The organism is Cellulophaga algicola DSM 14237 (genome assembly GCF_000186265.1).
Taxonomy (GTDB): Bacteria; Bacteroidota; Bacteroidia; order Flavobacteriales; family Flavobacteriaceae; genus Cellulophaga; species Cellulophaga algicola.
The window spans coordinates 852,310-874,934 of sequence record NC_014934.1; the positions used below are offsets into that span (position 1 = coordinate 852,310).

The window sequence follows — 22,625 nt, forward strand, 5'->3', positions numbered from 1 at the left end:
ATAATATCAAAATATTATGTAGTTAATTTGAGAATATCACATATTAGTACGCCTATTTATATGCATACTATATAATAGTAAAAATAACCTCTAAGTAAGTTTATAGGGAGTTTCTTTTGATTAGATCCGAAGGCATAATCAATTGTGTAATTTTTTTATTTTTAATATGGCTCGCCGCTTTTCTTGCCATTTCTTTAAAATCCGTAGAAATAGTAGTGATCCCTCCGAAAATAATTTCTTTAACCACATGATCATTGTGAGACAAGATTCCAATTTCTTTGCCTACTTTAAACTCACTGTTTCTAATATCCTTTAAAACATCCCAGAGGTAGGTGTCACTTACAAAAAAATAGACGTTTCCTCTCTGAACAGCTCCAGGTTTATATTTTTCCAAAATACTATTGCTTATAGAATAGTCTGAACAAAATCTATTAAAAGCATTTAATATGCCAACAGGATAATCTGCATCCTCCTTGAAGAAAAGTATAAATTTTTTGTATTTGGTAATTTTCGGAAGCAGTTCTACCAATTTGGAATAAGTAGATTCCTCAAACTCTTGCGCTATATAGGAATATGATTTATTCAGCGGTATGAACCTATCTATAATTAATAACTTCTCAGGAGGAATTACCTCCATAAGAGGCCTTAAATTTAAATCTGGAATAGGAGCAACGACGTACATACCATATTTGCCTTGTATATTTTGGAATACACTACTAAATATAGCACTATTATTATGATGAAAAAAAACATCAATTTGATATTTTTTACCAAGTTCTTTTCTAAAGGTATTATAAAATTCTTCTTGAAAACGTTGAAAAGAAAACAAGATGAGTGCCACCCTCAACACTACTTTAGTTTCTTCACTTACAACAAAATACCCTTTGAGTTTTTTTGATTCTATGAGTCCACGATCTTTGAGCTCTTCATAAGCCTTAACGATAGTTTTTCTTGCAAACCCTAATTCAGAGACCATTGTATTAATAGAAGGCAATTGATCTCCTATTTTTAGAATACCAGATTGTATAGCATCTAATACTCCATGAACTATTTGCTCATGTTTTGATAATAAATTTACCTCTTGAAGGTTTTTTATTTTATCTATTAACGTCATCTTAAAAAAATCAATCGTACATAAGAATACTATTACAAAATAAATATCGAGAAATTTATCTAGAATAAATAGTATTCAAAAAAAAAACCCATCAATTTCTTGATGGGTTTTAAATTATCGGTGGGCCTTGTAGGATTCGAACCTACGACCCCCTGCTTGTAAGGCAGGTGCTCTAAACCAACTGAGCTAAAAGCCCGATTTGCAAAACTTGTTTCGTTAAGCGAGTGCAAATATATAATAGTTTTTCAATTCTCAAAAGAAAAAAATGATTTTTTTTATAAAATTTCTGCTACAACAAAAGTACTTCCTCCTACATAGATAAAATCTTCATCAGACGCTGCCATCAAAGCACTTTCAAGTGCCTTATTTACAGAAGAATAAGATGCTCCGATCAATTTATGTGCTCCCGCAGTATTTTTTAAAATAATTTCATCTAAACCTCTATTTATTTTTGGTGCACAAAAATAATAAGTCGCTTCTTTAGGAAAAAGCGGTAAAATTAGCGCCAGGTCTTTATCTTTCACAAAACCTAAAACCACATGCAACTGATCATATTCTTGTTTCAATAACTGATTAACTACTATTTTAATTCCGTCTGAATTGTGTGCGGTATCGCAAACTACGGTTGGATGTTCCGATAGTGTTTGCCACCTCCCTAAAAGACCTGTATTTACAATAACATTCAACAAGCCCCTCTCAATAGCTTCTTTTGACACCTGAAACCCCTTAAGCTTATGAATAACCTCAAGTACACCTTTCATGTTTTTCTCTTGATAGGAGCCTAATAAGCTAGTCTGATAGAGTTCTACTACGACTTGATCAGCAAACGTAATTTCAGCACCCTTAGATTCTGCAATGGCCTTAAAAACATCTTGAGTTTCTAATTGCGTTTCACTCACCACCACAGGAACATCATTCTTTATAATCCCAGCTTTCTCCGCCGCAATTTTTGCAAGCGTGTCACCTAGCATTTCTATATGATCTAAACCTATATTTGTAATTAAAGAAACTTCTGGAATAACAATATTTGTAGAATCCAAACGGCCACCTAATCCGACCTCTACAATAGCTATATCAATATTTTGAGTTACAAAATAATCAAACGCCATCCCTACAGTCATTTCAAAAAAAGACAACTTATTTTCTTGGAGGTACTCAAAATTAGCTGCTATAAAGTCAACTACTTCTTGCTCACTAATACTGCTACCATTAATTTTTATTCGCTCTCTAAAATCCTTTAAATGGGGAGAGGTATACAAACCCACCTTATACCCTGCCTCTTGTAAGATAGATGCAAGCATATGACTACTAGAACCCTTTCCGTTGGTCCCAGCTACATGTATACTTTTAAATTTATTCTCTGGATTGTTTAAATGTGTAGAAAATTTGATAATGCCATCCAATTTACCTGAATGTGCAATGACTCCTTTTTGTTGATACATTGGAAGTTGCGCAAACATCCAATCTAACACCTCTTGATAAGTCATTTTCTAGTCCCTCAATTTAAAATTTATCACAACAAAACCAACTTGTTGGTTAGGTGCATTAGGGTCAGGTTTCCAGGAATGAGAGCGCGCTGTTTGCTCTGCAGGCTTCATCAAACAAGGATTTGTATTTGTAGTCCCTTTTACTCCTGGGGTAGCACTAATTACACGACCAGTTCTATCTACCACAATTTTAACCACAACCCTACCTTCTTCGTTACAGTCTTGTTTTACAGAACTACTCCCTGATAATGATCTACCATTTAAACCATAGCCACCTGTACCATTTCCAGAACCTGGAGCCCCATAGTAACTTGTTGCATAAGGATCTCCGTTAGGATTACCCTTATCACCAGCTTTATTATCATTACCCTCACCACCAGATGCTGAACCGTCGGATTGATTAAGTCCTCCCATCATTTCATCAAGCTTTTTCTTTTTAGCGTCTTGTTCTTTCTGAGCTTTTACTTTTGCTTCTTGCTTTTCACGAGCAACGCGATCTGCCGCAGTCTTAGCTGCCTTTTCTGCTGCATCTGCCTTTCGCTTAGCTTCCTTTTGCTGCTTAATTACTAAAGACTCTTCACTATCCTGAGTAACCACTTTTTCAGTTGGTTGTTCACTCGATGCGGTTTCCTCTGGAACTACTTCCTCTACTTTTTCCTGTTGAGAAGGCGGTACTACAGGTTTATCTATAGGTTCTGATTTAATTTTTTCTTTTGGTTGAACAGTACCACTTCCGTACTCTGTTGTCCCAAAATTTATAGAAATTCCATTTTCTTCAGGAGGATCTAAATAAGTTAGTCCCACATAGAAAAGCACCAACAACAGTAAACTTAAAAGTACTGTTGTTAGTGTAAAAGATTTCTTCTTGTGTCTCGTGTCTAGTAATGACATTATTTTGGTCGCACTGCCAATATCACCTTGTACTTATTCTTATTTGCAATATCCATAACGCTAACTGCTTCTTTAATTGCAACGCTTTCTTCTGCTCTTAGAATAATTGTAGGGTTCTCTTGTCCTTTTAGTGCTTTTTTTAGTTCAATTTCTATATACTCTCCATTAATTCTCTCATTATTAACGAAGTACTCTAAATCTTTATTAATACTTACAGAAACATTCTGAGTACTTGTAGATTTCCCTTTTGCTTTTGGCAATAATAAATCTAATGCATTTGGTGAGTTAGACGTTAACATAAAAAACACCAATAACAAGAATACAATATCTGTCATTGAAGACATACTGAAATCTGGACTAACTTTATTTCTTCCTTTTAGTTTCATAACTAAAAATTAAAGAGGTTCGTTTAATAAATCCAAGAAATCAACAGCATTTGCTTCCATGCTATGAACAACTTTATCTGTTCTATTCACCAAATGGTTATATCCAATGTAAGCAATAATTCCTACAATTAAACCCGCTACCGTAGTTGTCATTGCCGTATAAATACCTGATGCTAAAGAACCCATTTCTGCCTGACCACCACTTGAAGCCATTTCATGGAACGCTAAAATCATACCAATTACAGTACCTAAAAACCCAATCATAGGGGCAGCACCAGCAACAGTAGCCAAAATACTAACATTTTTCTCTAGTTTGTACACTTCTAATGTACCAGCATTTTCTATGGCTTTATTGATATCTTCTAAAGGCTTACCTATACGAGATATTCCTTTTTCAGTTAACCTAGCTACAGGAGAATCTGTTTGAGCACAAAGCAATTTTGCAGCTTCTAATTTTCCGTTTGACACATGATCACGAATTTGATTCATGAAATTTTTATCAATTTTTGATGCTGCTTTTATAGCAAATATTCTTTCGAAATAAATGTACAAGGCAACAAAAAGCATTACAAATAATACTGAGATAATAATGATACTCCCTGCACCACCATCAATAATTAAATCGATGATGGAAAGTGTTTTTTCTTCAGGTAAAGCATCTCCTATTTGAGCCTCTTCAACAAGGTCTTGGAACAATAACATATACATATTCTATTAAGTTGCTGTTATAACGGTATTATACGGATAAAATTATACGTTTAAAATAAAATTTCTCATCAAAATGAAAACAACCGCTCCAGATAGAAATCCTATCAAGGCTAACCAAGATATTTTCTTGAAATACCAGAAGAAATCTATTTTTTCCATTCCCATTGCAACAACACCTGCAGCAGAACCAATAATCAGCATACTACCACCTGTACCTGCAGAATACGCTATAAAATGCCAAGCCGGTTCATCTAACCCTATTTGGAACATTCCGATACTTGCTGCTACCAATGGCACGTTATCAATAACCGCAGAACCTACCCCTAACAACAAGACCACTAAATCAGAAATTATTGTAGAATGTAGTTCAGTTCCTAATCTTGGAACAGAATCATTTAAAACTCCTGCAAAGTCAAAAAGTAAGCCTAATGATTCTAATGCCGCAACAGCTAACAATATACCTAAGAAAAACAAAATACTTGGCAATTCAATTTTAGATAGAGAACTGTGTACCGGACTATGATGACCTGCAGCATCTGATTCTCCATCTATTGTAGAAATACTAAATTTAGAACTACTATATATCTCTGCAAAAGTTGCAACGAAAGCTAATGACAGCATCATCCCCATATAAGGAGGCAAATGTGTTACTGTTTTAAAAATTGGTACAAAAATAATTGCCCCTAATCCCAAATAAAACATTACTGCTCCATATTTAGATTTAGGTTTATCATTATCAGATCCATCATCTTCAATACTTCCTTTAAAAACCTTCATGCGAGATGCAATAAATGTTGGAATAACAAAACAGAATATTGACGGAATTAATACATGCTCTACTAAAACACCTGCAGTAACTTTATTCGCAATCCATAACATTGTTGTCGTAACATCTCCTATTGGAGACCAAGCACCACCTGCATTTGCAGCTATAATAATCAAACCTGCAAACCACAGTCTTAAATCGCGTTCTTTAATTAATTTCTGAAGTATCGTTATCAACACGATAGTAGCCGTAAGGTTATCTATAATTGCTGACAAGACAAATGCCAACGAAGAAATAATCCATAACAGACTCCCTTTCTTTTTGGTTTTTATATACCCTTTAATCGTAGAAAAACCATCAAAGTAATCTATAATTTCAACAATAGTCATCGCTCCTAATAAGAAAACTAAAATTTCAGCTGTTTTCCCTAAATGATGAAGTAAAACACCCTCTAAGTGATGCGCCTCCTTCCCTACTCCTGGAATAATCTCATAAACATCCATATGTGTCAATGCGATAATAGCCCATAAAATAGCCATCATCCCTAAAGCAGGAATAAGCTTATCTATTTTTAAGTTATGTTCTAGAGTAATTGCCAAATAACCCAGTACAAATACAATAATAATAATGGTTTCCATAAAATTAGTTAGTTTAAATTAATTGTTTCAATGCGATTTCAAAAGCTGTCTTACTTATGTTCTTTTTTGTTGTATTTTCTTCAAATATATTTAAAATTGCGTTTCTAATTGTAGTTGATGTATCTGTAAATATCAATTCATCATCCATAGAAACTCTTCCTTCCATGAAAAAAGCAAATACACGTGCCATTCCACAGTTCGAAATAAAATCAGGTATCAAACTTACTCTTTCATCTGTAAATTCCATAATTGGACCGAAGAAAATTTCTTTATCCGCAAAAGGAACATTAGCTCCGCAAGAAATTACTTCCAAACCAGTATCAATCATCTTACTTATTTGATCTTTCTTCACCAATCTTGATGCAGCACATGGCGCAAAAATTTCAGCCTTGATATTCCAAATACGCTCATTAATTTCATCAAACGGAATCATAGCATCAGAAACCAACGTATTCCCATCTTTATTTTTATAGAGGTTTACAATTTCTTCAAACGTAAATCCATCTTCATTAATAACACCACCTACTCTATCTATAATTCCTACAACCTTAGCGCCCATTTTGGCCAAGTAAAATGCTGCAGCAGCACCTACATTACCAAAACCTTGAACAATTGCTCTTTTACCTTCTACAGAACCTCCATAAATATCATAATAATGCTTTACAGCTTCAGCAACACCAAAGCCCGTAATCATATCTGCAACGGTATACTTTCTAGAAACATCAGGAGAATAATTAGTTCCTTCTAAAACTTTTATAACCCCTAATCTTAATTGCCCTATTCTATTTATTTTGTCTGCCTCTGTAGGTCTAAAATGCCCATTAAAAACACCTTCTTGCGGGTGCCAAACTCCTGCATCTTCCGTAATCGGAATTACCTCATGTATTTCATCTACATTTAAATCTCCTCCCGTACCATAATAGCTTTTTAACAATGGAGCTACCGCATGATACCATCGCTCTAGTACGCCTTTTTTTCTTGGATCCTTAGGATCAAAATTTATTCCAGATTTAGCACCTCCAATTGGAGGACCTGATACTGTAAATTTAACTTCCATAGTTTTTGCTAATGACAAAACTTCATTAACATCTAGACCTTCTCTCATACGTGTTCCGCCACCAGCAGCTCCACCTCTAAGAGAATTTATAACCGTCCAACCCTCTGCTTCTGTTTCCGCATCTTTCCAATGGAATACAATTTCTGGTTGTTTATTCTCGTATATCGCTAGTAAATCTTTCATGTATGTAATTTTTAAAAAAAAATAATGTGACTTTTAATTAGTTACTTATAAAATAGTATCCGAAAAACTAAAATGAATATCCCCCTAAGGGGTTACTGTTGCCTCATAATTTTATTTTAAAAAAAAATTAATTTGATAGATGTAGCAAATATAAAAATAATGAAACGCAAAAAAAGCATTTAACACAAACTAAACACGATTTTTTTGAGTATTTTAAAGGCTTCAAACTATACTTATGAAATTCTTTGCTTTGAAAGGTTTTTTTTAATCATATAACAATAATCAGTTATATTTGCAGTAGTTTTTTAATTATATCGTAATTATATGGATTTTACATTATCAGAAGAACAATTAATGATTCAACAAGCGGCTAGAGATTTTGCTCAAAATGAATTACTGCCAGGAGTTATAGAAAGAGATGAAGAGCAAAAATTCCCAAAAGAACAAATTAAAAAACTAGGCGAGCTTGGGTTTTTAGGTATGATGGTTGACCCAAAATACGGAGGGAGCGGACTTGACACCTTATCTTATGCTATTGCCATGGAGGAGCTTTCTAAAATTGATGCTTCGGCCTCTGTAGTTGTTTCTGTAAACAATTCTTTAGTTTGTTGGGGATTAGAAATGTTTGCAAACGAAGAACAAAAACAAAAATACCTTACCAAATTGGCTACCGGCGAAATGATCGGTGCTTTTTGCTTATCTGAACCTGAAGCTGGCAGTGATGCAACATCGCAAAAAACAACCGCTATAGACAAAGGAGATCACTACCTATTAAATGGAACCAAAAACTGGATCACAAACGGTAGTACCGCGGGAGTTTATTTAGTGATTGCCCAAACAGATATTGAAAAAGGCCACAAAGGTATTAACGCCCTTATTGTAGAAAAAGGCACCCCAGGATTTGAAATTGGCCCTAAAGAAAATAAACTAGGTATTAGAGGTAGCGACACGCATTCTTTAATGTTTAATGATGTAAAAGTACCTAAAGAAAATAGAATTGGTGAAGATGGTTTTGGCTTTAAATTTGCAATGAAAACCTTGAGCGGAGGAAGAATTGGCATTGCAGCACAAGCATTAGGTATTGCAGCAGGAGCTTACGAACTTGCGCTTAAATATTCAAAAGAACGCAAATCTTTTGGTACAGAAATATGCAACCACCAAGCAATAGCCTTTAAATTGGCAGATATGCATACCGAAATTGAGGCTGCTCGTTTGTTAGTTTACAAAGCTGCATTAGACAAAGACAACGGGAAAAACTACGACCTGTCTAGCGCTATGGCAAAACTATACGCATCAAAAGTAGCTATGGATACCACCGTAGAAGCGGTTCAAATTCACGGAGGAAATGGTTTCGTAAAAGATTACCATGTAGAACGATTAATGAGAGATGCTAAAATCACTCAAATCTATGAAGGAACATCAGAAATACAAAAAATAGTCATTTCAAGAAGTATTATTAGCAAGTAAAAATTATTTTAAACACAAAACACCCCTATATAATTAGGGGTGTTTTTATTTTTAAAGGCATTTTACAACAAACACCCCTCCTTAAATCACATTAAATAACAAGTAATCATTATTTTAAAAGTCGTTACCCCTTAAAAAACAAGGTACACCTCCCTGCAACTTACTAAATTATCATAATCTTAAATTAACATCACCTTAAGGTCAATTATGATTATATTTTAATGTTTTATTCCAAACGATGTTTTTTTTGTTACATAACACAATAAGAGGTATGAATAATTCAATAAAAATGATATTTTTGAGGAAATACAATAATTTATGGCGTTGAAAAAGCAAGGGTTATACCTACCGGAATTTGAGCATGATAACTGTGGTGCAGGTTTTATATGCAGTCTTAAAGGAAAGAAGTCTAATGATATAATCCATAAAGCACTTGAGATTCTAGAGAAACTAGAGCACCGTGGTGCAGTAAGCTCGGATGGTAAAACAGGTGATGGTGCAGGAATATTAATTGATATCCCTCATGATTTTTTCCAAGAAGTTTGCAACTTTGAACTACCAGCTGCTGGAGAATATGCTACCGGAAATATTTTTCTACCTCAAAAAGACAATCAAAGAGATTTTTGTATTTCAGTTTTCGAAGAAAATATAAAAAAACAAGGCTTAAAACTTCTAGGCTGGAGAGATGTTCCTGTAAACAAATCTGTTCCTGGACGAATTGCTATGGAAACAGAGCCGTTTGTAAAACAAATATTTGTTGCTAAAGAAAATTCAGCGCAAACTTTTTTCGATTTTAATTTAAAGCTGTACATCGCCAGAAAAACTACAGAACACACTATAATTGACTCTAAGTTATCAGAAAGTAAATTTTTCTATGTACCTAGCTTGTCAACAAAAATTATCATATTTAAAGGCTTATTAATGCCTGAAGACATTAGTCTTTACTACAAAGATTTAATGGATCCTAGGGTAGTAACAAGGCTTGCTCTTGTACACCAACGTTTTTCTACGAACACATTCCCTACTTGGGATTTGGCACAACCGTTTAGGTACATGTGTCATAACGGAGAGATAAACACCTTAAGAGGTAATGTTACCCGTATGCGTTCTCGTGAAGAATTACTTAAGAGTGATTTCTTTGGCGACGAAATAAAAAATATTATCCCTATAATTCTTCCAGGAAAGTCAGATTCTGCAACTATGGATATGGTTGTTGAATTATTATTGATGACTGGACGCTCATTACCTGAAGTAATGATGATCTTAGTTCCTGAAGCTTGGGAGAAAAATCCTGACATGTCTGAAGCTAAAAGAGCTTTTTATGAATATAACTCTTGTTTATCTGAACCATGGGATGGCCCAGCGTCAATTCCGTTTACAGATGGAAACTATATTGGAGCTGTATTAGACAGAAATGGACTAAGACCTTCTCGATACACCGTAACTAAAGATGGTAATGTTATCATGTCTTCTGAAACTGGTGTTGTAGATATTGAACCAGAAAACATTGAAATGCATGGTCGTTTAGAGCCAGGCAAAATGTTTTTGGTAAATATGGAGGAAGGCCGTATTGTAAATGACGAAGAAATAAAAGAAGAAATTGCGAATAGACATCCTTATAAAAAATGGCTAGATAAAAATTTAGTCCACCTTAAAGATATTCCTTATAATGATTGTCCATTATTTTTAAATGAAGCATCATTAGCTAAGAGAAAAGCAACTTTTGGATACACGTTAGAAGATATAAATACGATTATTCTTCCTATGGGAAAAACGGCAAAAGAACCTCTAGGTTCTATGGGTAGTGATACTCCTATTGCCATATTATCCGAACGTCCTCAATTAATCTATAATTACTTTAAACAGTTATTCGCTCAAGTTACGAATCCTCCATTAGACGGTATTCGCGAAGAGTTAATTACAGATATTAGTTTAACATTAGGTAGCGATCATAATATTTTTGATTTTACAGAACTTCATTGTCGTAAATTAAAAATTCAGAATCCTGTTATTTCTAAAGAGGATTTAGATAAGATTAAAAACTACGATGCTAGTCCAGATTATAAAGTAACGTCAATTCCCATTTTATATGAAGTAAGTAAAGGGAATAACGGACTTGAAGACGCTCTTCAAGATATGCTTAACCAAGCTAGTAAAGCTATTGATGAGGGTACAAATATTATTATCCTTTCTGATAGAAATGTTAGCGAGAAATTAGCACCAATTCCTGCACTTTTAGCATGTTCATTTGTTAATAGCGGTTTACAAAGACTTAAAAAAAGGTCTAAACTAAGCGTTATTATTGAGTCTGCAGAACCAAGAGAAGTACATCACTTTGCTTTATTATTTGGTTTTGGAGCAAGTGCTATTAACCCTTATTTGGTTAACGAAATTATTGCAGAACAAATAGAAGAACACGACATTACTGAGTTTACAAAAGAAGAGGCTATTAGAAATTACAACAAAGCTGTTGGAAAAGGCATCTTAAAAGTAATGAACAAAATAGGAATCTCTACCTTAAACTCTTACAGAGGCTCGCAATTATTTGAATGTATAGGAATTAACACGAAAGTTGTTGAGAAATATTTTCCAAATACAGCGACAAGGATTCAAGGTATCGGACTTTACGAAATTGAAAAAGAAATTGCTAAACGCCACCAGACCGCGTTTACCAACAAACATATTGCCGCCAACTTAGACCTAGAAATGGGTGGTGAGTACCGATGGAGAAGAGATGGAGAAAAACACATGTTCAATCCATTATCTATTGCTAAACTGCAACAGTCTGTTCGTAATAATGAGCCAGAATCTTACAAGGAATTTGCTAAGATGGTGAATGAGCAGTCTAAAAGTTTAATGACAATTAGAGGTTTGTTTGAATTCTCTAACTACGATCCTATTCCTTTAGATGAAGTTGAACCTTGGACAGAAATTGTAAAACGTTTTAAAACGGGTGCAATGTCTTATGGCTCTATTAGTAAGGAAGCTCATGAGAACTTAGCCATCGCTATGAATAGAATTGGCGGAAAAAGTAATTCTGGTGAAGGAGGAGAAGATGCGGAACGTTTTTACAAAAATTCTACTGGAGATTGGAAAAACAGTGCTATAAAACAAGTAGCGTCAGGTAGGTTTGGAGTAACCTCTAACTACTTAACGAATGCTTCAGAGATACAAATAAAAATGGCACAAGGTGCCAAACCAGGAGAAGGTGGTCAATTACCCGGTGCAAAAGTAAATCCATCAATTGCTAAGACTAGAAATTCTACGCCTTATGTTGGTTTAATTTCGCCACCACCCCATCATGATATTTATTCTATTGAAGATTTATCACAATTAATTTTCGATTTAAAGTCTGCCAATAGAGAAGCACGTATTAATGTAAAACTTGTTTCCGAAGTTGGTGTTGGTACTGTTGCTGCAGGAGTTTCTAAAGCAAAAGCAGATGTAATTTTAATCTCTGGTTTTGATGGTGGTACAGGAGCATCTCCTTTAACCTCTTTAAAACATTGTGGCTTACCATGGGAACTTGGTATAGCAGAAGCCCAACAAACTTTAGTAATGAACGATCTTAGAAATAGAATTGTTCTAGAATGCGATGGTCAATTAAAAACAGGTCGTGATGTTGCTGTAGCTTGCTTATTAGGTGCAGAAGAATTTGGTTTCGCAACAGCGCCCTTAGTAGCCTCTGGTTGTATTATGATGCGTGTATGTCACTTAAATACATGCCCAGTAGGGATTGCAACCCAAAATCCGGATTTGAGAAAAAAATTCAAAGGGAAACCGGAGCATGTTGTAAACTATATGTATTTTGTAGCACAAGAACTGAGAGAGATTATGGCTCAGTTAGGCTTTAGAACCATTAATGAAATGGTAGGTCAAGTACAGAAACTGGACAGAAATAAAGCTATTGATCATTATAAAGCAGCAGGAATAGATTTAACTCCTATTCTATATAAGGTTGATGTACCTGCGGGAACTAAATTTTACAATACACAAAAACAACAACACCATATAGAAGAATCTATTGAGTTTGATATTATTGCAAAAGCTCACCCAGCTCTTTTTAGAAAAGAAAAGATGAGTATTGATTATCCTATCAAAAATACAGATAGAGCGGTTGGAGCTATTATTAGTAACGAGATTTCGAAAATTTATGGTGCTGAAGGTTTACCTGAAAACACTTTAAAACTAAATTTCACAGGTTCTGCTGGTCAAAGTTTTGGCGCATTTAGTACCAAAGGAATTACGATGATTGTTAACGGTAACACCAATGATTACCTCGGAAAAGGTTTATCTGGAGCTAAATTAATCATTAAGGTTCCTGGTAAAGCAACATTTAAACCAGAAGAGAATGTTATCACCGGAAATGTAACCCTTTATGGAGCTACTTCTGGAGAGGCGTATATAAATGGTAAAGCAGGAGAACGTTTTTGTGTACGTAACTCTGGCGCAAAAGCTGTAGTAGAAGGTATTGGAGATCACGGTTGTGAATATATGACAGGAGGTATCGCTGTTATCTTAGGAGAAGTTGGTCGTAATTTCGGCGCAGGTATGAGTGGCGGTGTTGCTTATATCTATGACAAGAATAAAACCTTTGAGAAAAACTGCAATAAAGAGGCACTAAACTTACTACCTGTTGATGAAGATAAAGATATTGCTGAATTAAGAGCATTGATTGAAAATCACTACAACGCAACTTTTAGTCCACTTGCACAGCGTATATTAGAGAAATGGGAAGAAGCACTTCCGCTATTCACTAAAATATTACCTGAAGAATACAAACAAGCATTAATTCGTTTAGAAAAAGAAAAATTAGAAACTATATAAATCGAAACTATGGGTAAGATTACAGGATTTTTAGAATTCGATAGAAAAGTTGAAGCATATGCTCCAGTTGAGGAACGTATAAAAAATTATAAAGAATTTACAGAGCCGCTTGATTCTAAAGAAATGAAGGATCAAGGCGCTAGATGTATGGATTGTGGTATTCCTTTTTGCCATAGTGGCTGTCCTTTAGGAAACTTAATTCCTGATTTTAACGATGCCGTGTATCGTGGGAAATGGGAAAAAGCAGCAACCATCTTACATTCTACTAATAACTTTCCAGAATTTACAGGCCGCTTATGTCCTGCTCCATGCGAAGAAGCTTGTGTGTTAGGCATTAACGAAGATCCTGTTACAATAGAAAATATTGAAAAGAATATTGTGGAAACTGCTTTTGAAAAAGGATGGATTATAGCTAATCCTCCTGAAACAAGAACAGGAAAAACTGTTGCTGTAATTGGCTCTGGTCCTTCTGGACTAGCTGCTGCGCAACAATTAAACCGCGCAGGTCATTTAGTTACCGTTTTTGAAAGAGATCAAAAAGTTGGTGGATTAATGCGTTATGGTATTCCAGACTTTAAAATGGAAAAAAATGTTATCGATCGAAGAGTTAAAGTTCTTGAAGAGGAAGGCATTATTTTTAAAACTGGTGTTCATATTGGCGTTGATATAAAGGCTGATGCTCTGAAAAATGATTTTGATGCACTCGTTTTATGTGGAGGCGCTACTGTTAGAAGAAGTCTTCCAATAGAAGGCTCTGATTTAAAAGGAGTTGTACAAGCAATGGATTTCTTAGCACAGAATAATAGACGTGTAGATGGCATAACAGACTTAGGAGAAGAGATAAAGGCTACAGGCAAAGATGTTGTGGTTATTGGTGGTGGAGATACGGGTTCTGATTGTATCGGAACTTCTATTAGACATGGTGCTAATTCTGTTTCTAACTTTGAGATTATGTCAAAAGGAACTCCAGAAAGACCAGAAGACCAACCTTGGCCATTTTGGCCAATGCGTTTACGTACAAGTTCTTCTCACAAAGAAGGTGCAGAACGTTTCTTTAGTATTTCTACCAAGAAATTTGTGGGAGATAAAGACGGCAACCTAAAAGGTTTGATCACTTCTGAAGTAGAATGGATCAAAGAACCTGGCAAAAGACCACTTTTAAAAGAGGTTGAAGGCACAGAAAAAGAGTGGAAATGTAATCTAGTTTTATTAGCCTTAGGATTTACAGGTTCAGAGATGACTATCGCAGATCAACTTGGCCTGCAAGCGGACCCTAGAACTAATATAAAGGCAACAGCTAAAGATTATATGACAAATGTTCCTGGAGTATTTGTTGCAGGAGATCAGCGAAGAGGACAATCCTTAATCGTTTGGGCTATTTCTGAAGGAAGACAAGCTGCCTATCATATAGATACGTATTTAATGGGAACTACATCTGCCTTACCTCTAAAAGGTGAAGGAGATTTACCTAGAATCTAATTACATACATAGCAAACTATATAAACACCCTTTAAGATTTAGTTCTTAAAGGGTGTTTTAATACAACAAAACTCCAAAAGCTTTACAGCCTTTGGAGTTTAAACATAACTAACAAAATAAATAATAAACTCTTATCTCCTATTGAAAGGCATAGGTTGTCATTCTAAAACTAGGATCTGCCGCACTGGTAAATGTGAATATGGCACTCCCTGTAAAAGGTTGAACTCTAAAAATTTCTTCTTTTACATATAAGCCTTCCGTATTTAAGAGTGCCTCATCTAAACTTGCGAAAAGAGGAGCAAATGAAGGAATATCCCAACCATTATCACTTAAAATTAACTTTCCATTCAAATTTTCATACGTAACAAAATGAGACACTGTTCCTGCAAACGAACCGTCCGAAGTATTTGCCAACCCATAACCAACAGAATTTACAACAGGATCTCCATCTATATTAAAATTAAGTACAGCTGTTGAAAGAGTATAACCAAAAGGAGCTAATTGAACGTTTATTTCATCGATACTTTTTCTGAAATTAATGGAAGAAGTATTCGTACTGTATAAATTTTCAGTAAAAAAACCATACCTATTTACCGCACTTACCACTAGTAAATTATCATCGGTAGGATTAGAAGGCGCATCCAAGAATGCGATCTCTGCCATATTTCCAGAGCCTAGGTCTGCTATAAACTTATCAGCCTCTACGTTGTATGTAAACTCAGAAATTTCTTGCCCCTTAATCTCAAGAGGCGGACTCACCGTAAAACCTTTTTCATTATAAGCGATCCCAAAAGAATAGGAATCAGAATCATTTGAAATAGCAATGAATCTTCTATTTACATTCAATGAAAAATCAAAAACCTCTGTAGTTCCTTCAATAGTAACAATAACATTTTGATACACAGATTTTTCTGAATCTGTTAACTCCCTAGCAATATTCCTGCTATCAATAATATTTTGAACTTCATTAGGAGCTGCTTTCGTAAAGCGCAACTCTTCTTGGGTTCTATTGGTTCTAAAGATTAAATCTCCTGTAGTCTCGTCAATACCATAATATAAAAACTCAAAATCTCCTAAATATCCCTCACCCAATAAATCTGAATCTGGAGGATTAGCAGAGTCTGATAATTTATGAATATCATTCTTAGTGGTAAATGACAATTTGATGGTACTCCCTAAAACAACATCATATTTACTTTTGGTAACCGTAAAATCATCATCAAAATCTGAGGTCATTTCTACCGTTTCATCATCTAAAAAATTAAAAAAGAATGTAAAACCTCCTAACTCTTCTGGGCTAGTAAAATAAACAGCTTTCCAACCCGTCTCAGAAGACTGTAGTGCTGTTTTTAACTCTTGCTTTTGAGCATTTGTTCTTTCCGCGGGACTTTCATTAAAAACCTCAGAATTCTCTTCATCTGAGCAATTTATCAGAAAAAGACTCAGGAGCACTACTAATAAATTAGGTATTATATATTTACTTTTTTTCATAATGATCTCTAATTATTTATAACTTCTTGTGTATTTCTAGCCGTTACCTCCTGTAATTCGTAGATATTTATATCCCATTGCTTAATAAAATAATCAGCTACAATTACCTCTTTACTTCTAATACTATTCCTAGCATCTTCATCAGTTATCCCATCAATTATAGCATTATATTCCTCATTAGAATTGATCAACATAAAGTTTACCATTTCAGCAAAATCCTCCACAACACTACTCCTAGCGTAATCAGAAATAAAACCTAATTCTCTAGCATCTGCAATACTCGTATTAAACCATTGGCCAGTGTATTCTGATGGGGTAATCTCCCCGAACCCGTCTTCATTAAAAGGAATTGTTTGATTTAAAATATGACAATATTCGTGTTGAATCGTAGATAAAAAACGCGTAATGTTTGCTTTATCAGAAACATCTACCAAATCTGTTTCAAACAGCGTAATACGTTTACCACCCTCTGCAAGACCTAAAAGAATAGTCCCAGATTGGTTATAATTTCGCCCACCCACTAACAACAATTGTCTAGGTGCTACTAACTTTACAAAATTAGTTCCTCCAACTTCCGAATAAGAGTCTAACCATATTTTCTCTACAACTTCTAGAACCGGCTGTACATTTTGCTCAACTGGCGGAAATAAAAACCTATTATTATCTACCACATTTTCATTCCATTTATAAAGCACATCAATATTATATGCAGAAACATAATTGGTTCTAATATAGGAGTCTAATACGGAAAGTTTAGGGGTACTAGTATCTAAAGCACTACCTTCAAAAGAATCTTCTTCCGAACAAGAGCTCAAAATAATAATGGCAATTACAGCTATTAAATAAGCACATGCATTTGCCAATTTTATATCTTTTTTATTTTTAATATTCATTTTCTTAAATTTTAATAGTTAGCGTGGATTTTGTTCTAAACCTCTTTCTAATGCAAAATTTGGAATCTGCAATTGACGCCTATTATCTCCTTTTTCTAAAATTAAATCGTCTTCTCCGATAATCAAATGTGTAACTTCTAAATCAAACCTTCTTACATCAAACCATCTTAGTCCTTCATGATAAAACTCTCTTCTTTTTAACTCTGCTATTGCCTTAATGAAAGCAGATTGCTCACTATTTAGTTGATAAAAAGGAGTATATTCATTTAAATCTGTAGAAAAAATAGCTACAACATCTTCCTTAATTAACGTATCTGTACTTGCGTCATACCCCTCTGTCCGTAACGAATAAAAGGTGTTGATGTCTTGCAGAGCAGCGTCATAATCACCTTGCATTGCATAAGCCTCTGCCCGATTTAACAAAACTTCATCTGTAGAAAACAAGACCAGTCCAACATACGGATTACCTATTCCGGCACTTATATTTGTAACTCTAAAAAATTCATCAAATTTTGGAAGATTATACACCGATTCGTTTCCAAAAACACCATAAGTCCAGCTTTTTCCAAAAATATTACCAGAAAAAAACAACTCATTAGCTTTATCAATACCAAGCCCAAAATTATTGCTAGCAAACAATCGAGCATATAAAGAGTTTGCCGAAACCACTAATAAATTTGCTTGATCAGAACTACTCGCATACAATGCTGTTCTTTCAGAATATTCAAGTGCAGCATACGTACCCAAATAATCTCTTAGCTGTGCTTGAGGGTTTGTAACAACCATTGAACTGTATTGAATAACCTTATCCCATTCTCCTTTAAATAAATAAAATCTAGTTGCAAAAGCATAACCAGCTTCTGGTGTAAAATGAAATACAGGTTCTTCATATTCATTCGTAACCAATCCTAGGCCCTCTAATAAATCTCTTTCAATAAAGTCATAGATTTCCTGAACACTATTTCTAGAATAAGTAACAATAAAATTCTCTTCAGGCTCTAAAATATAAGGAATCCCCTTATCTGTAGCTGCTGTTGCAGGATCATAGTGTTTAGCCCATAAATTCACCAGCATGAAATGACCATAAGCTCTTGCTAGTAAAGCTTCCCCTTTCTGAGGCGCTAAGCTTTTTAAATCTCCTAACTCTTCTATTGACGCTAAAGCTTGGTTGGCTTGTGCTATCGCTTTGTAGCAAGCATTCCAATATCCTACTCTATAATCTAAATTATTAACATCTATATCTTCCCATCTATAATTTGCTAAATTTAATTCTGATGGTAAGTCATCATTTTTATCAGAAACGTTATCAGACATCGTCTCCGCAAAATCCATATAATTTGCCTCCGGATAAGCGATAACCAGTAATTCTGAAATTTTCTCTGGACTATCAATTTCTGTCCTGTTATCTGGGATTTCTGATAAATAATCTTCACAAGAAGTAGCTAAAAACGCTAGAAATATCAGTATTCCAACTTTTGTTGTATATAATTTCTTCATCTTTTTAATATTAAAAACCTAGATTAAGTGATAATGTAAATTGTCGGGTAATAGGTTGAGAAACCCCACCTGATCTAAAAAATTCTGGATCTTGACCATTTAATCGAGAATCAGAATAAATCATAAAAGGATTTGTTGTTGACAATTTTAAACTGAATGTATTTAACCCTAAATCCTGAATTAATAGATCAGGAAAACTATAAGAAAGACTTATATTTTTCATTCTAATAAAATCGCCATCGACTACTCTTACATCCGAAAAGTTATACGCATTGTAAGCTCTAAATAAATTTGGAATTTCATTTAACAACCTACCACTTGCGATAACAGGAACATTTGTGAAATTTTCATCTCCTGGAGAAATCCAACGGTTTGTAAATTCTGAGGTAAAGACATTTAAATCTGAATAGGATTGTGAAAATTTAGGATCTAACCTAATTTTATTTCCTCCCGAAGCAGAAACTAAGAAGCTAAGCGAAAAACTCTTATACCTAAATGTATTAGAAAACCCTGCTGTTTTTGTAGGCTCTATACTTCCTTCATATTTTAAATACGAGGTAATATCATCCACATCTTGAAAGTCTGCACCCGTAACACTATTCTCTTCATTTCCTGGATCTTCAGGTAAATTATAGGTAGGCAAACCCCTATCGTCTAGCCCTGTAAATTGAAAAGAAAACAATGATTGTCTTGGATAACCAACTACATTACCCCCTGTTTGATCTACTAAATCTAGAACATTAGGTTTGTTCTCTAAGGCTGTAATCTTTTGTTCTAAAGTAGAAAAGTTAAGGGTAGAAGACCAACTAAAGTTTGGTGTCTTAATAGGTTTAACCGTTAATGAAACTTCAATACCTTTAGTTTCCATATCAGAATTATTTCCCTGTTTAATAAACTCTCCACCAATACCTGATGATCTTACAAAATCTATTAAATCAAATCCTTTTCGTTGATATACATCAGCTGTAAATAGTATTTTATTATCATACATTCCAAAATCTAGCCCTAGGTTGGTTTCATATTGCTTCTCCCATGTTAATTCTGAATTTTGCAATTCCTCAATATTTAAATACCGTTCGCGAGAATCAAAATTTAATCTATTCGTTACATCATTTCTGAAAATAGCTAAAGAATTTGTTGCTGGTCCTGCTGTAGCAGTAAGACCGTAAGAACCACGAAGACTCAATGAATTTAGAAAATCTACATTTTCTAAAAAACTTTCATTTTTTACATTCCACTTTCCACTAACCGTGCCTGTAGGTAACCAACGAGAAGATTTACTTCTACCTTGTCTATTAGACCCATCATAACGCCCTGTTAAGGAAACTATATATTTACTATCATAAGCATAGGTTAACTTAGAGAAAATACCTAATGTTCGCTCTTTTTCACTTTCAATACCAAAATAATCAGTGGCTTCTCCTAATGTTTTCGAAAATATACCTGGATCTGTAAAAGGAGTTAAACCTCTATCATATTGAAGTCCGTAACCTACAAAATAATCTTCTTCTCTATCAATATACCTTAGCTCTTGTCCAAGCAAACCACTAACCTCATGTTTTTGATTAAAGGTATTTGTATAGTTTAAACTATTTCTAACATAATAATTTGTAAGCTCATTACTCGTGTTTCTGTAAATACCACCTTCTGGTAAGACAGATATTGGAGGTGCAGTTGGATTATCTGGATCTGTATATAAAAAAACATTAGCGTTACGTACTATTGTGGTTTCTTGAGATCTGTAAGCAGAAGCTACATTAGAATTTTCAGTAATATTATGATCTCTATCAGAAACTACATAACGCAAAGAACCTAAGAAATCATAATTCAAGTTCTTCGTTATTTCATAATTACCTTCTAATTGGAAACTAATATCTTTTACCTTTAGTTTAATAGCGTTATTTTCTAATTCGTTAAAAATATTAATTGGAGCCCAATTCGCTCTATAATATTCCAGATTACCATCAACATCTCTAGGTCTTATTGTTCTATTTGTTGATAATGCATAGTTGAATGGGTTTATATCAAAAACCCTAGAAACACTTCCTCTAAAACTATCTGCTTGCCTATTGAATGTTCCTGGAGCATTTTGATCTCTGATTGCCCCATTAGAGCCTAGCGTCAGTTTAAATTTATCTGATAAATAATAAGTGTTTTTTACTTTATACGTAAATCTACTTACCTTATCTGCTATAGTCCATCCTGGATCATTAAAGAAACTTAGTGAAGTATAGAAACTATTATTCTCACCACCTCCAGAAAAGCTCAAGCTATGATTTTGTGTCATCGAAGATCTAAACAATTGCTTAAACCAATCTGTATTTGTTTGCTCATATTGCTGTAAAAACGCATTTCTTCCTTCAACTGTGTTCTCCACACCAAACTGACCGCTACTAGCGTCAAATGCATTTAATTGCTGCGCAAGAATGGTATAAATACCTCCACTTCTATTTTGTGCTACCGTTGGAAAATCTAAGAAACCCTTTTCTTCTAACTCTTGAAAAATACTCACCGTTTCTTTTGAATTCAAAATATCATAATTGCCGTATCTTGGAATATCTCTAACCGTTTGCTCTAAGGTATAATTAACTTTTAACTTAGACTTTCTCTTCCCTCCTTTTGTTGTGATTACGATAACTCCATTTAGTGCACGAGCTCCATATAATGAAGTTGCCGAAGCATCTTTAAGAATATCAATCTTTTCAATATCATTTGCGTTAAGGCCAGAAATAGAAGAGCTTATTAATGTAGAAGCATCTCCAGAGATTAAAGCGTCAAAATCTGTATTAACAATATCTTCCTGAATAACCCCATCAATTACCCATAAAGGTCTTGTATCTCCAAAAACAGAAGAAGCACCACGAATAGTAACTTTAGGTCCAGAACCAAATGTTCCTGTAACGTTTTGAATATTTACCCCAGCAGCTCTACCTTCTAACATCTGACTGACGTCTACCAAACCATCAATCTTTAGATCTTGAGATACGATTGAACTAGAAGCACCTGTAAATATTCTTTTAGATGTTTTATCATAACCTGATACCACTACTTCCTGTAGTGCAGCAACATCTTCCTCTAAAACAACAGATAGCGGTTTTTCATCTTTTATTGTTATCTCTTTACTTTTAAAACCAAGACCTTTAAATAATAAAACATCCCCTTTTGAAGCTTTTATGGTAAAATTACCATCAAAGTCTGTAATAGTTCCTTTAGTAGTATTCTTAATAAGAATTGAAATTCCCAAAATAGGAATCCCATCTTCATCTAAAACATTACCTTCAAGATTAAAATCATCTTGCAAAATTGATGTATCAGTTATTTTAGGTTTGCCTCGTTTTAAAATAATTTGTTTCCCCAAAATCTGATACGAAATATCTTTCCCTTTAAATACCATATCAAGTATATCTTCTACATACTTGTCATTGACATCAATAGAAACTATTTCTTTTGAATTGATTTCAGAGTTTTTAAAAAAGAATTTAAATTCAGTTTTAATTTTTATCTCCTTGAACAATTCTTGATACGTTACTTCGTTTAGGTTTAAAGTGATTTTTGTATTCTGAGAATAAATACTTGCACTTATTCTACACAAAGATAGAATAAGCATTATGGCAGTAAGTTTCATTTTCAAATCGAATTTAAATAGATTGCCTAGATAATGGCAATTATTATATTGTTTTTTCATACTTTTAAAATGATTTTAGAGATTTCGCGTTTTTAAAATTTTAAATGTGAATCGAG

The 22,625-nt window shown here is 34.1% G+C and carries 14 protein-coding genes and 1 tRNA gene; 3 read left to right on the forward strand and 12 right to left on the reverse strand.

Annotated elements, in window-relative coordinates; all coding sequences use genetic code 11:
- Positions 1–100: 100 nt before the first annotated feature.
- From CELAL_RS03745 to CELAL_RS03780, 8 genes are all read right to left on the reverse strand, one after another.
- Positions 101–1,114 carry a GntR family transcriptional regulator gene (locus CELAL_RS03745; RefSeq protein WP_013549585.1) on the reverse strand — a complete coding sequence of 338 codons (1,014 nt, stop codon included), beginning with the start codon at positions 1,112–1,114 and terminating at the stop codon, positions 101–103.
- A gap of 121 nt (positions 1,115–1,235) precedes the next feature.
- A tRNA-Val gene (locus CELAL_RS03750) sits at positions 1,236–1,310 on the reverse strand.
- 79 nt (positions 1,311–1,389) lie between these two features.
- A complete protein-coding gene (locus CELAL_RS03755; protein WP_013549586.1) occupies positions 1,390–2,601 on the reverse strand; it encodes a bifunctional folylpolyglutamate synthase/dihydrofolate synthase in 1,212 nt (403 codons plus the stop codon).
- Positions 2,602–2,604: 3 nt separating this feature from the next.
- Positions 2,605–3,492 (reverse strand): energy transducer TonB, encoded by an 888-nt coding sequence (locus tag CELAL_RS03760; protein WP_013549587.1) that lies wholly within the window; start codon positions 3,490–3,492, stop codon positions 2,605–2,607.
- Positions 3,492–3,878, reverse strand: a complete 387-nt coding sequence (locus tag CELAL_RS03765; protein ID WP_013549588.1) for an ExbD/TolR family protein — start codon at positions 3,876–3,878, stop codon at positions 3,492–3,494. The genes CELAL_RS03760 and CELAL_RS03765 overlap by 1 nt, the downstream gene beginning before the upstream one ends.
- Positions 3,879–3,887: 9 nt before the next feature.
- Positions 3,888–4,580, reverse strand: coding sequence for a MotA/TolQ/ExbB proton channel family protein (locus CELAL_RS03770; RefSeq protein ID WP_013549589.1), 693 nt, complete (start codon positions 4,578–4,580; stop codon positions 3,888–3,890).
- 48 nt (positions 4,581–4,628) lie between these two features.
- Positions 4,629–5,990, reverse strand: a complete 1,362-nt coding sequence (nhaD, locus tag CELAL_RS03775) for a sodium:proton antiporter NhaD (RefSeq protein ID WP_013549590.1) — start codon at positions 5,988–5,990, stop codon at positions 4,629–4,631.
- A gap of 13 nt (positions 5,991–6,003) precedes the next feature.
- A complete protein-coding gene (locus CELAL_RS03780; RefSeq protein WP_013549591.1) occupies positions 6,004–7,230 on the reverse strand; it encodes a Glu/Leu/Phe/Val dehydrogenase dimerization domain-containing protein in 1,227 nt (408 codons plus the stop codon).
- A 324-nt stretch (positions 7,231–7,554) separates the two neighbouring features.
- On the opposite strand from CELAL_RS03780, the gene CELAL_RS03785 reads away from it, so the two are divergent.
- The 3 genes from CELAL_RS03785 (at position 7,555) to CELAL_RS03795 (ending at position 15,003) form a co-directional block, all read left to right on the forward strand.
- A complete protein-coding gene (locus tag CELAL_RS03785; protein ID WP_013549592.1) occupies positions 7,555–8,697 on the forward strand; it encodes an acyl-CoA dehydrogenase in 1,143 nt (380 codons plus the stop codon).
- 318 nt (positions 8,698–9,015) lie between these two features.
- Entirely contained in the window at positions 9,016–13,524 is a 4,509-nt protein-coding gene (gltB, locus tag CELAL_RS03790; RefSeq protein WP_013549593.1) for a glutamate synthase large subunit, read from the forward strand.
- A 9-nt stretch (positions 13,525–13,533) separates the two neighbouring features.
- Complete coding sequence (locus CELAL_RS03795; RefSeq protein ID WP_013549594.1) at positions 13,534–15,003, forward strand: glutamate synthase subunit beta; 1,470 nt, start codon at positions 13,534–13,536, stop codon at positions 15,001–15,003.
- Positions 15,004–15,141: 138 nt separating this feature from the next.
- Here the strand turns inward: CELAL_RS03795 and CELAL_RS21375 are convergent, their stop codons facing one another.
- From CELAL_RS21375 to CELAL_RS03815, 4 genes are read right to left on the reverse strand one after another with little or no spacing between them, the layout of a single operon-like run.
- Positions 15,142–16,494 carry a DUF4302 domain-containing protein gene (locus CELAL_RS21375; RefSeq protein ID WP_013549595.1) on the reverse strand — a complete coding sequence of 451 codons (1,353 nt, stop codon included), beginning with the start codon at positions 16,492–16,494 and terminating at the stop codon, positions 15,142–15,144.
- Between the two features lie 8 nt (positions 16,495–16,502).
- Complete coding sequence (locus CELAL_RS03805) at positions 16,503–17,387, reverse strand: substrate import-associated zinc metallohydrolase lipoprotein (protein WP_013549596.1); 885 nt, start codon at positions 17,385–17,387, stop codon at positions 16,503–16,505.
- A gap of 18 nt (positions 17,388–17,405) precedes the next feature.
- Positions 17,406–18,884, reverse strand: a complete 1,479-nt coding sequence (locus CELAL_RS03810; protein WP_013549597.1) for a RagB/SusD family nutrient uptake outer membrane protein — start codon at positions 18,882–18,884, stop codon at positions 17,406–17,408.
- Between the two features lie 10 nt (positions 18,885–18,894).
- Positions 18,895–22,569: a SusC/RagA family TonB-linked outer membrane protein gene (locus CELAL_RS03815; protein WP_245529676.1), complete on the reverse strand. Its 3,675-nt coding sequence runs from the start codon at positions 22,567–22,569 to the stop codon at positions 18,895–18,897.
- Positions 22,570–22,625 lie beyond the last annotated feature (56 nt).

What these genes read in the sequence shown, in the direction of transcription:
- CELAL_RS03745 (WP_013549585.1), bottom strand. Translation starts at nt 1,114, where the DNA reads ATGACGTTAATAGATAAAATAAAAAACCTTCAAGAGGTAAATTTATTA.
- CELAL_RS03755 (WP_013549586.1), bottom strand. Translation starts at nt 2,601, where the DNA reads ATGACTTATCAAGAGGTGTTAGATTGGATGTTTGCGCAACTTCCAATG.
- CELAL_RS03760 (WP_013549587.1), bottom strand. Translation starts at nt 3,492, where the DNA reads ATGTCATTACTAGACACGAGACACAAGAAGAAATCTTTTACACTAACA.
- CELAL_RS03765 (WP_013549588.1), bottom strand. Translation starts at nt 3,878, where the DNA reads ATGAAACTAAAAGGAAGAAATAAAGTTAGTCCAGATTTCAGTATGTCT.
- CELAL_RS03770 (WP_013549589.1), bottom strand. Translation starts at nt 4,580, where the DNA reads ATGTTATTGTTCCAAGACCTTGTTGAAGAGGCTCAAATAGGAGATGCT.
- nhaD (WP_013549590.1), bottom strand. Translation starts at nt 5,990, where the DNA reads ATGGAAACCATTATTATTATTGTATTTGTACTGGGTTATTTGGCAATT.
- CELAL_RS03780 (WP_013549591.1), bottom strand. Translation starts at nt 7,230, where the DNA reads ATGAAAGATTTACTAGCGATATACGAGAATAAACAACCAGAAATTGTA.
- CELAL_RS03785 (WP_013549592.1), top strand. Translation starts at nt 7,555, where the DNA reads ATGGATTTTACATTATCAGAAGAACAATTAATGATTCAACAAGCGGCT.
- gltB (WP_013549593.1), top strand. Translation starts at nt 9,016, where the DNA reads ATGGCGTTGAAAAAGCAAGGGTTATACCTACCGGAATTTGAGCATGAT.
- CELAL_RS03795 (WP_013549594.1), top strand. Translation starts at nt 13,534, where the DNA reads ATGGGTAAGATTACAGGATTTTTAGAATTCGATAGAAAAGTTGAAGCA.
- CELAL_RS21375 (WP_013549595.1), bottom strand. Translation starts at nt 16,494, where the DNA reads ATGAAAAAAAGTAAATATATAATACCTAATTTATTAGTAGTGCTCCTG.
- CELAL_RS03805 (WP_013549596.1), bottom strand. Translation starts at nt 17,387, where the DNA reads ATGAATATTAAAAATAAAAAAGATATAAAATTGGCAAATGCATGTGCT.
- CELAL_RS03810 (WP_013549597.1), bottom strand. Translation starts at nt 18,884, where the DNA reads ATGAAGAAATTATATACAACAAAAGTTGGAATACTGATATTTCTAGCG.
- CELAL_RS03815 (WP_245529676.1), bottom strand. Translation starts at nt 22,569, where the DNA reads ATGAAAAAACAATATAATAATTGCCATTATCTAGGCAATCTATTTAAA.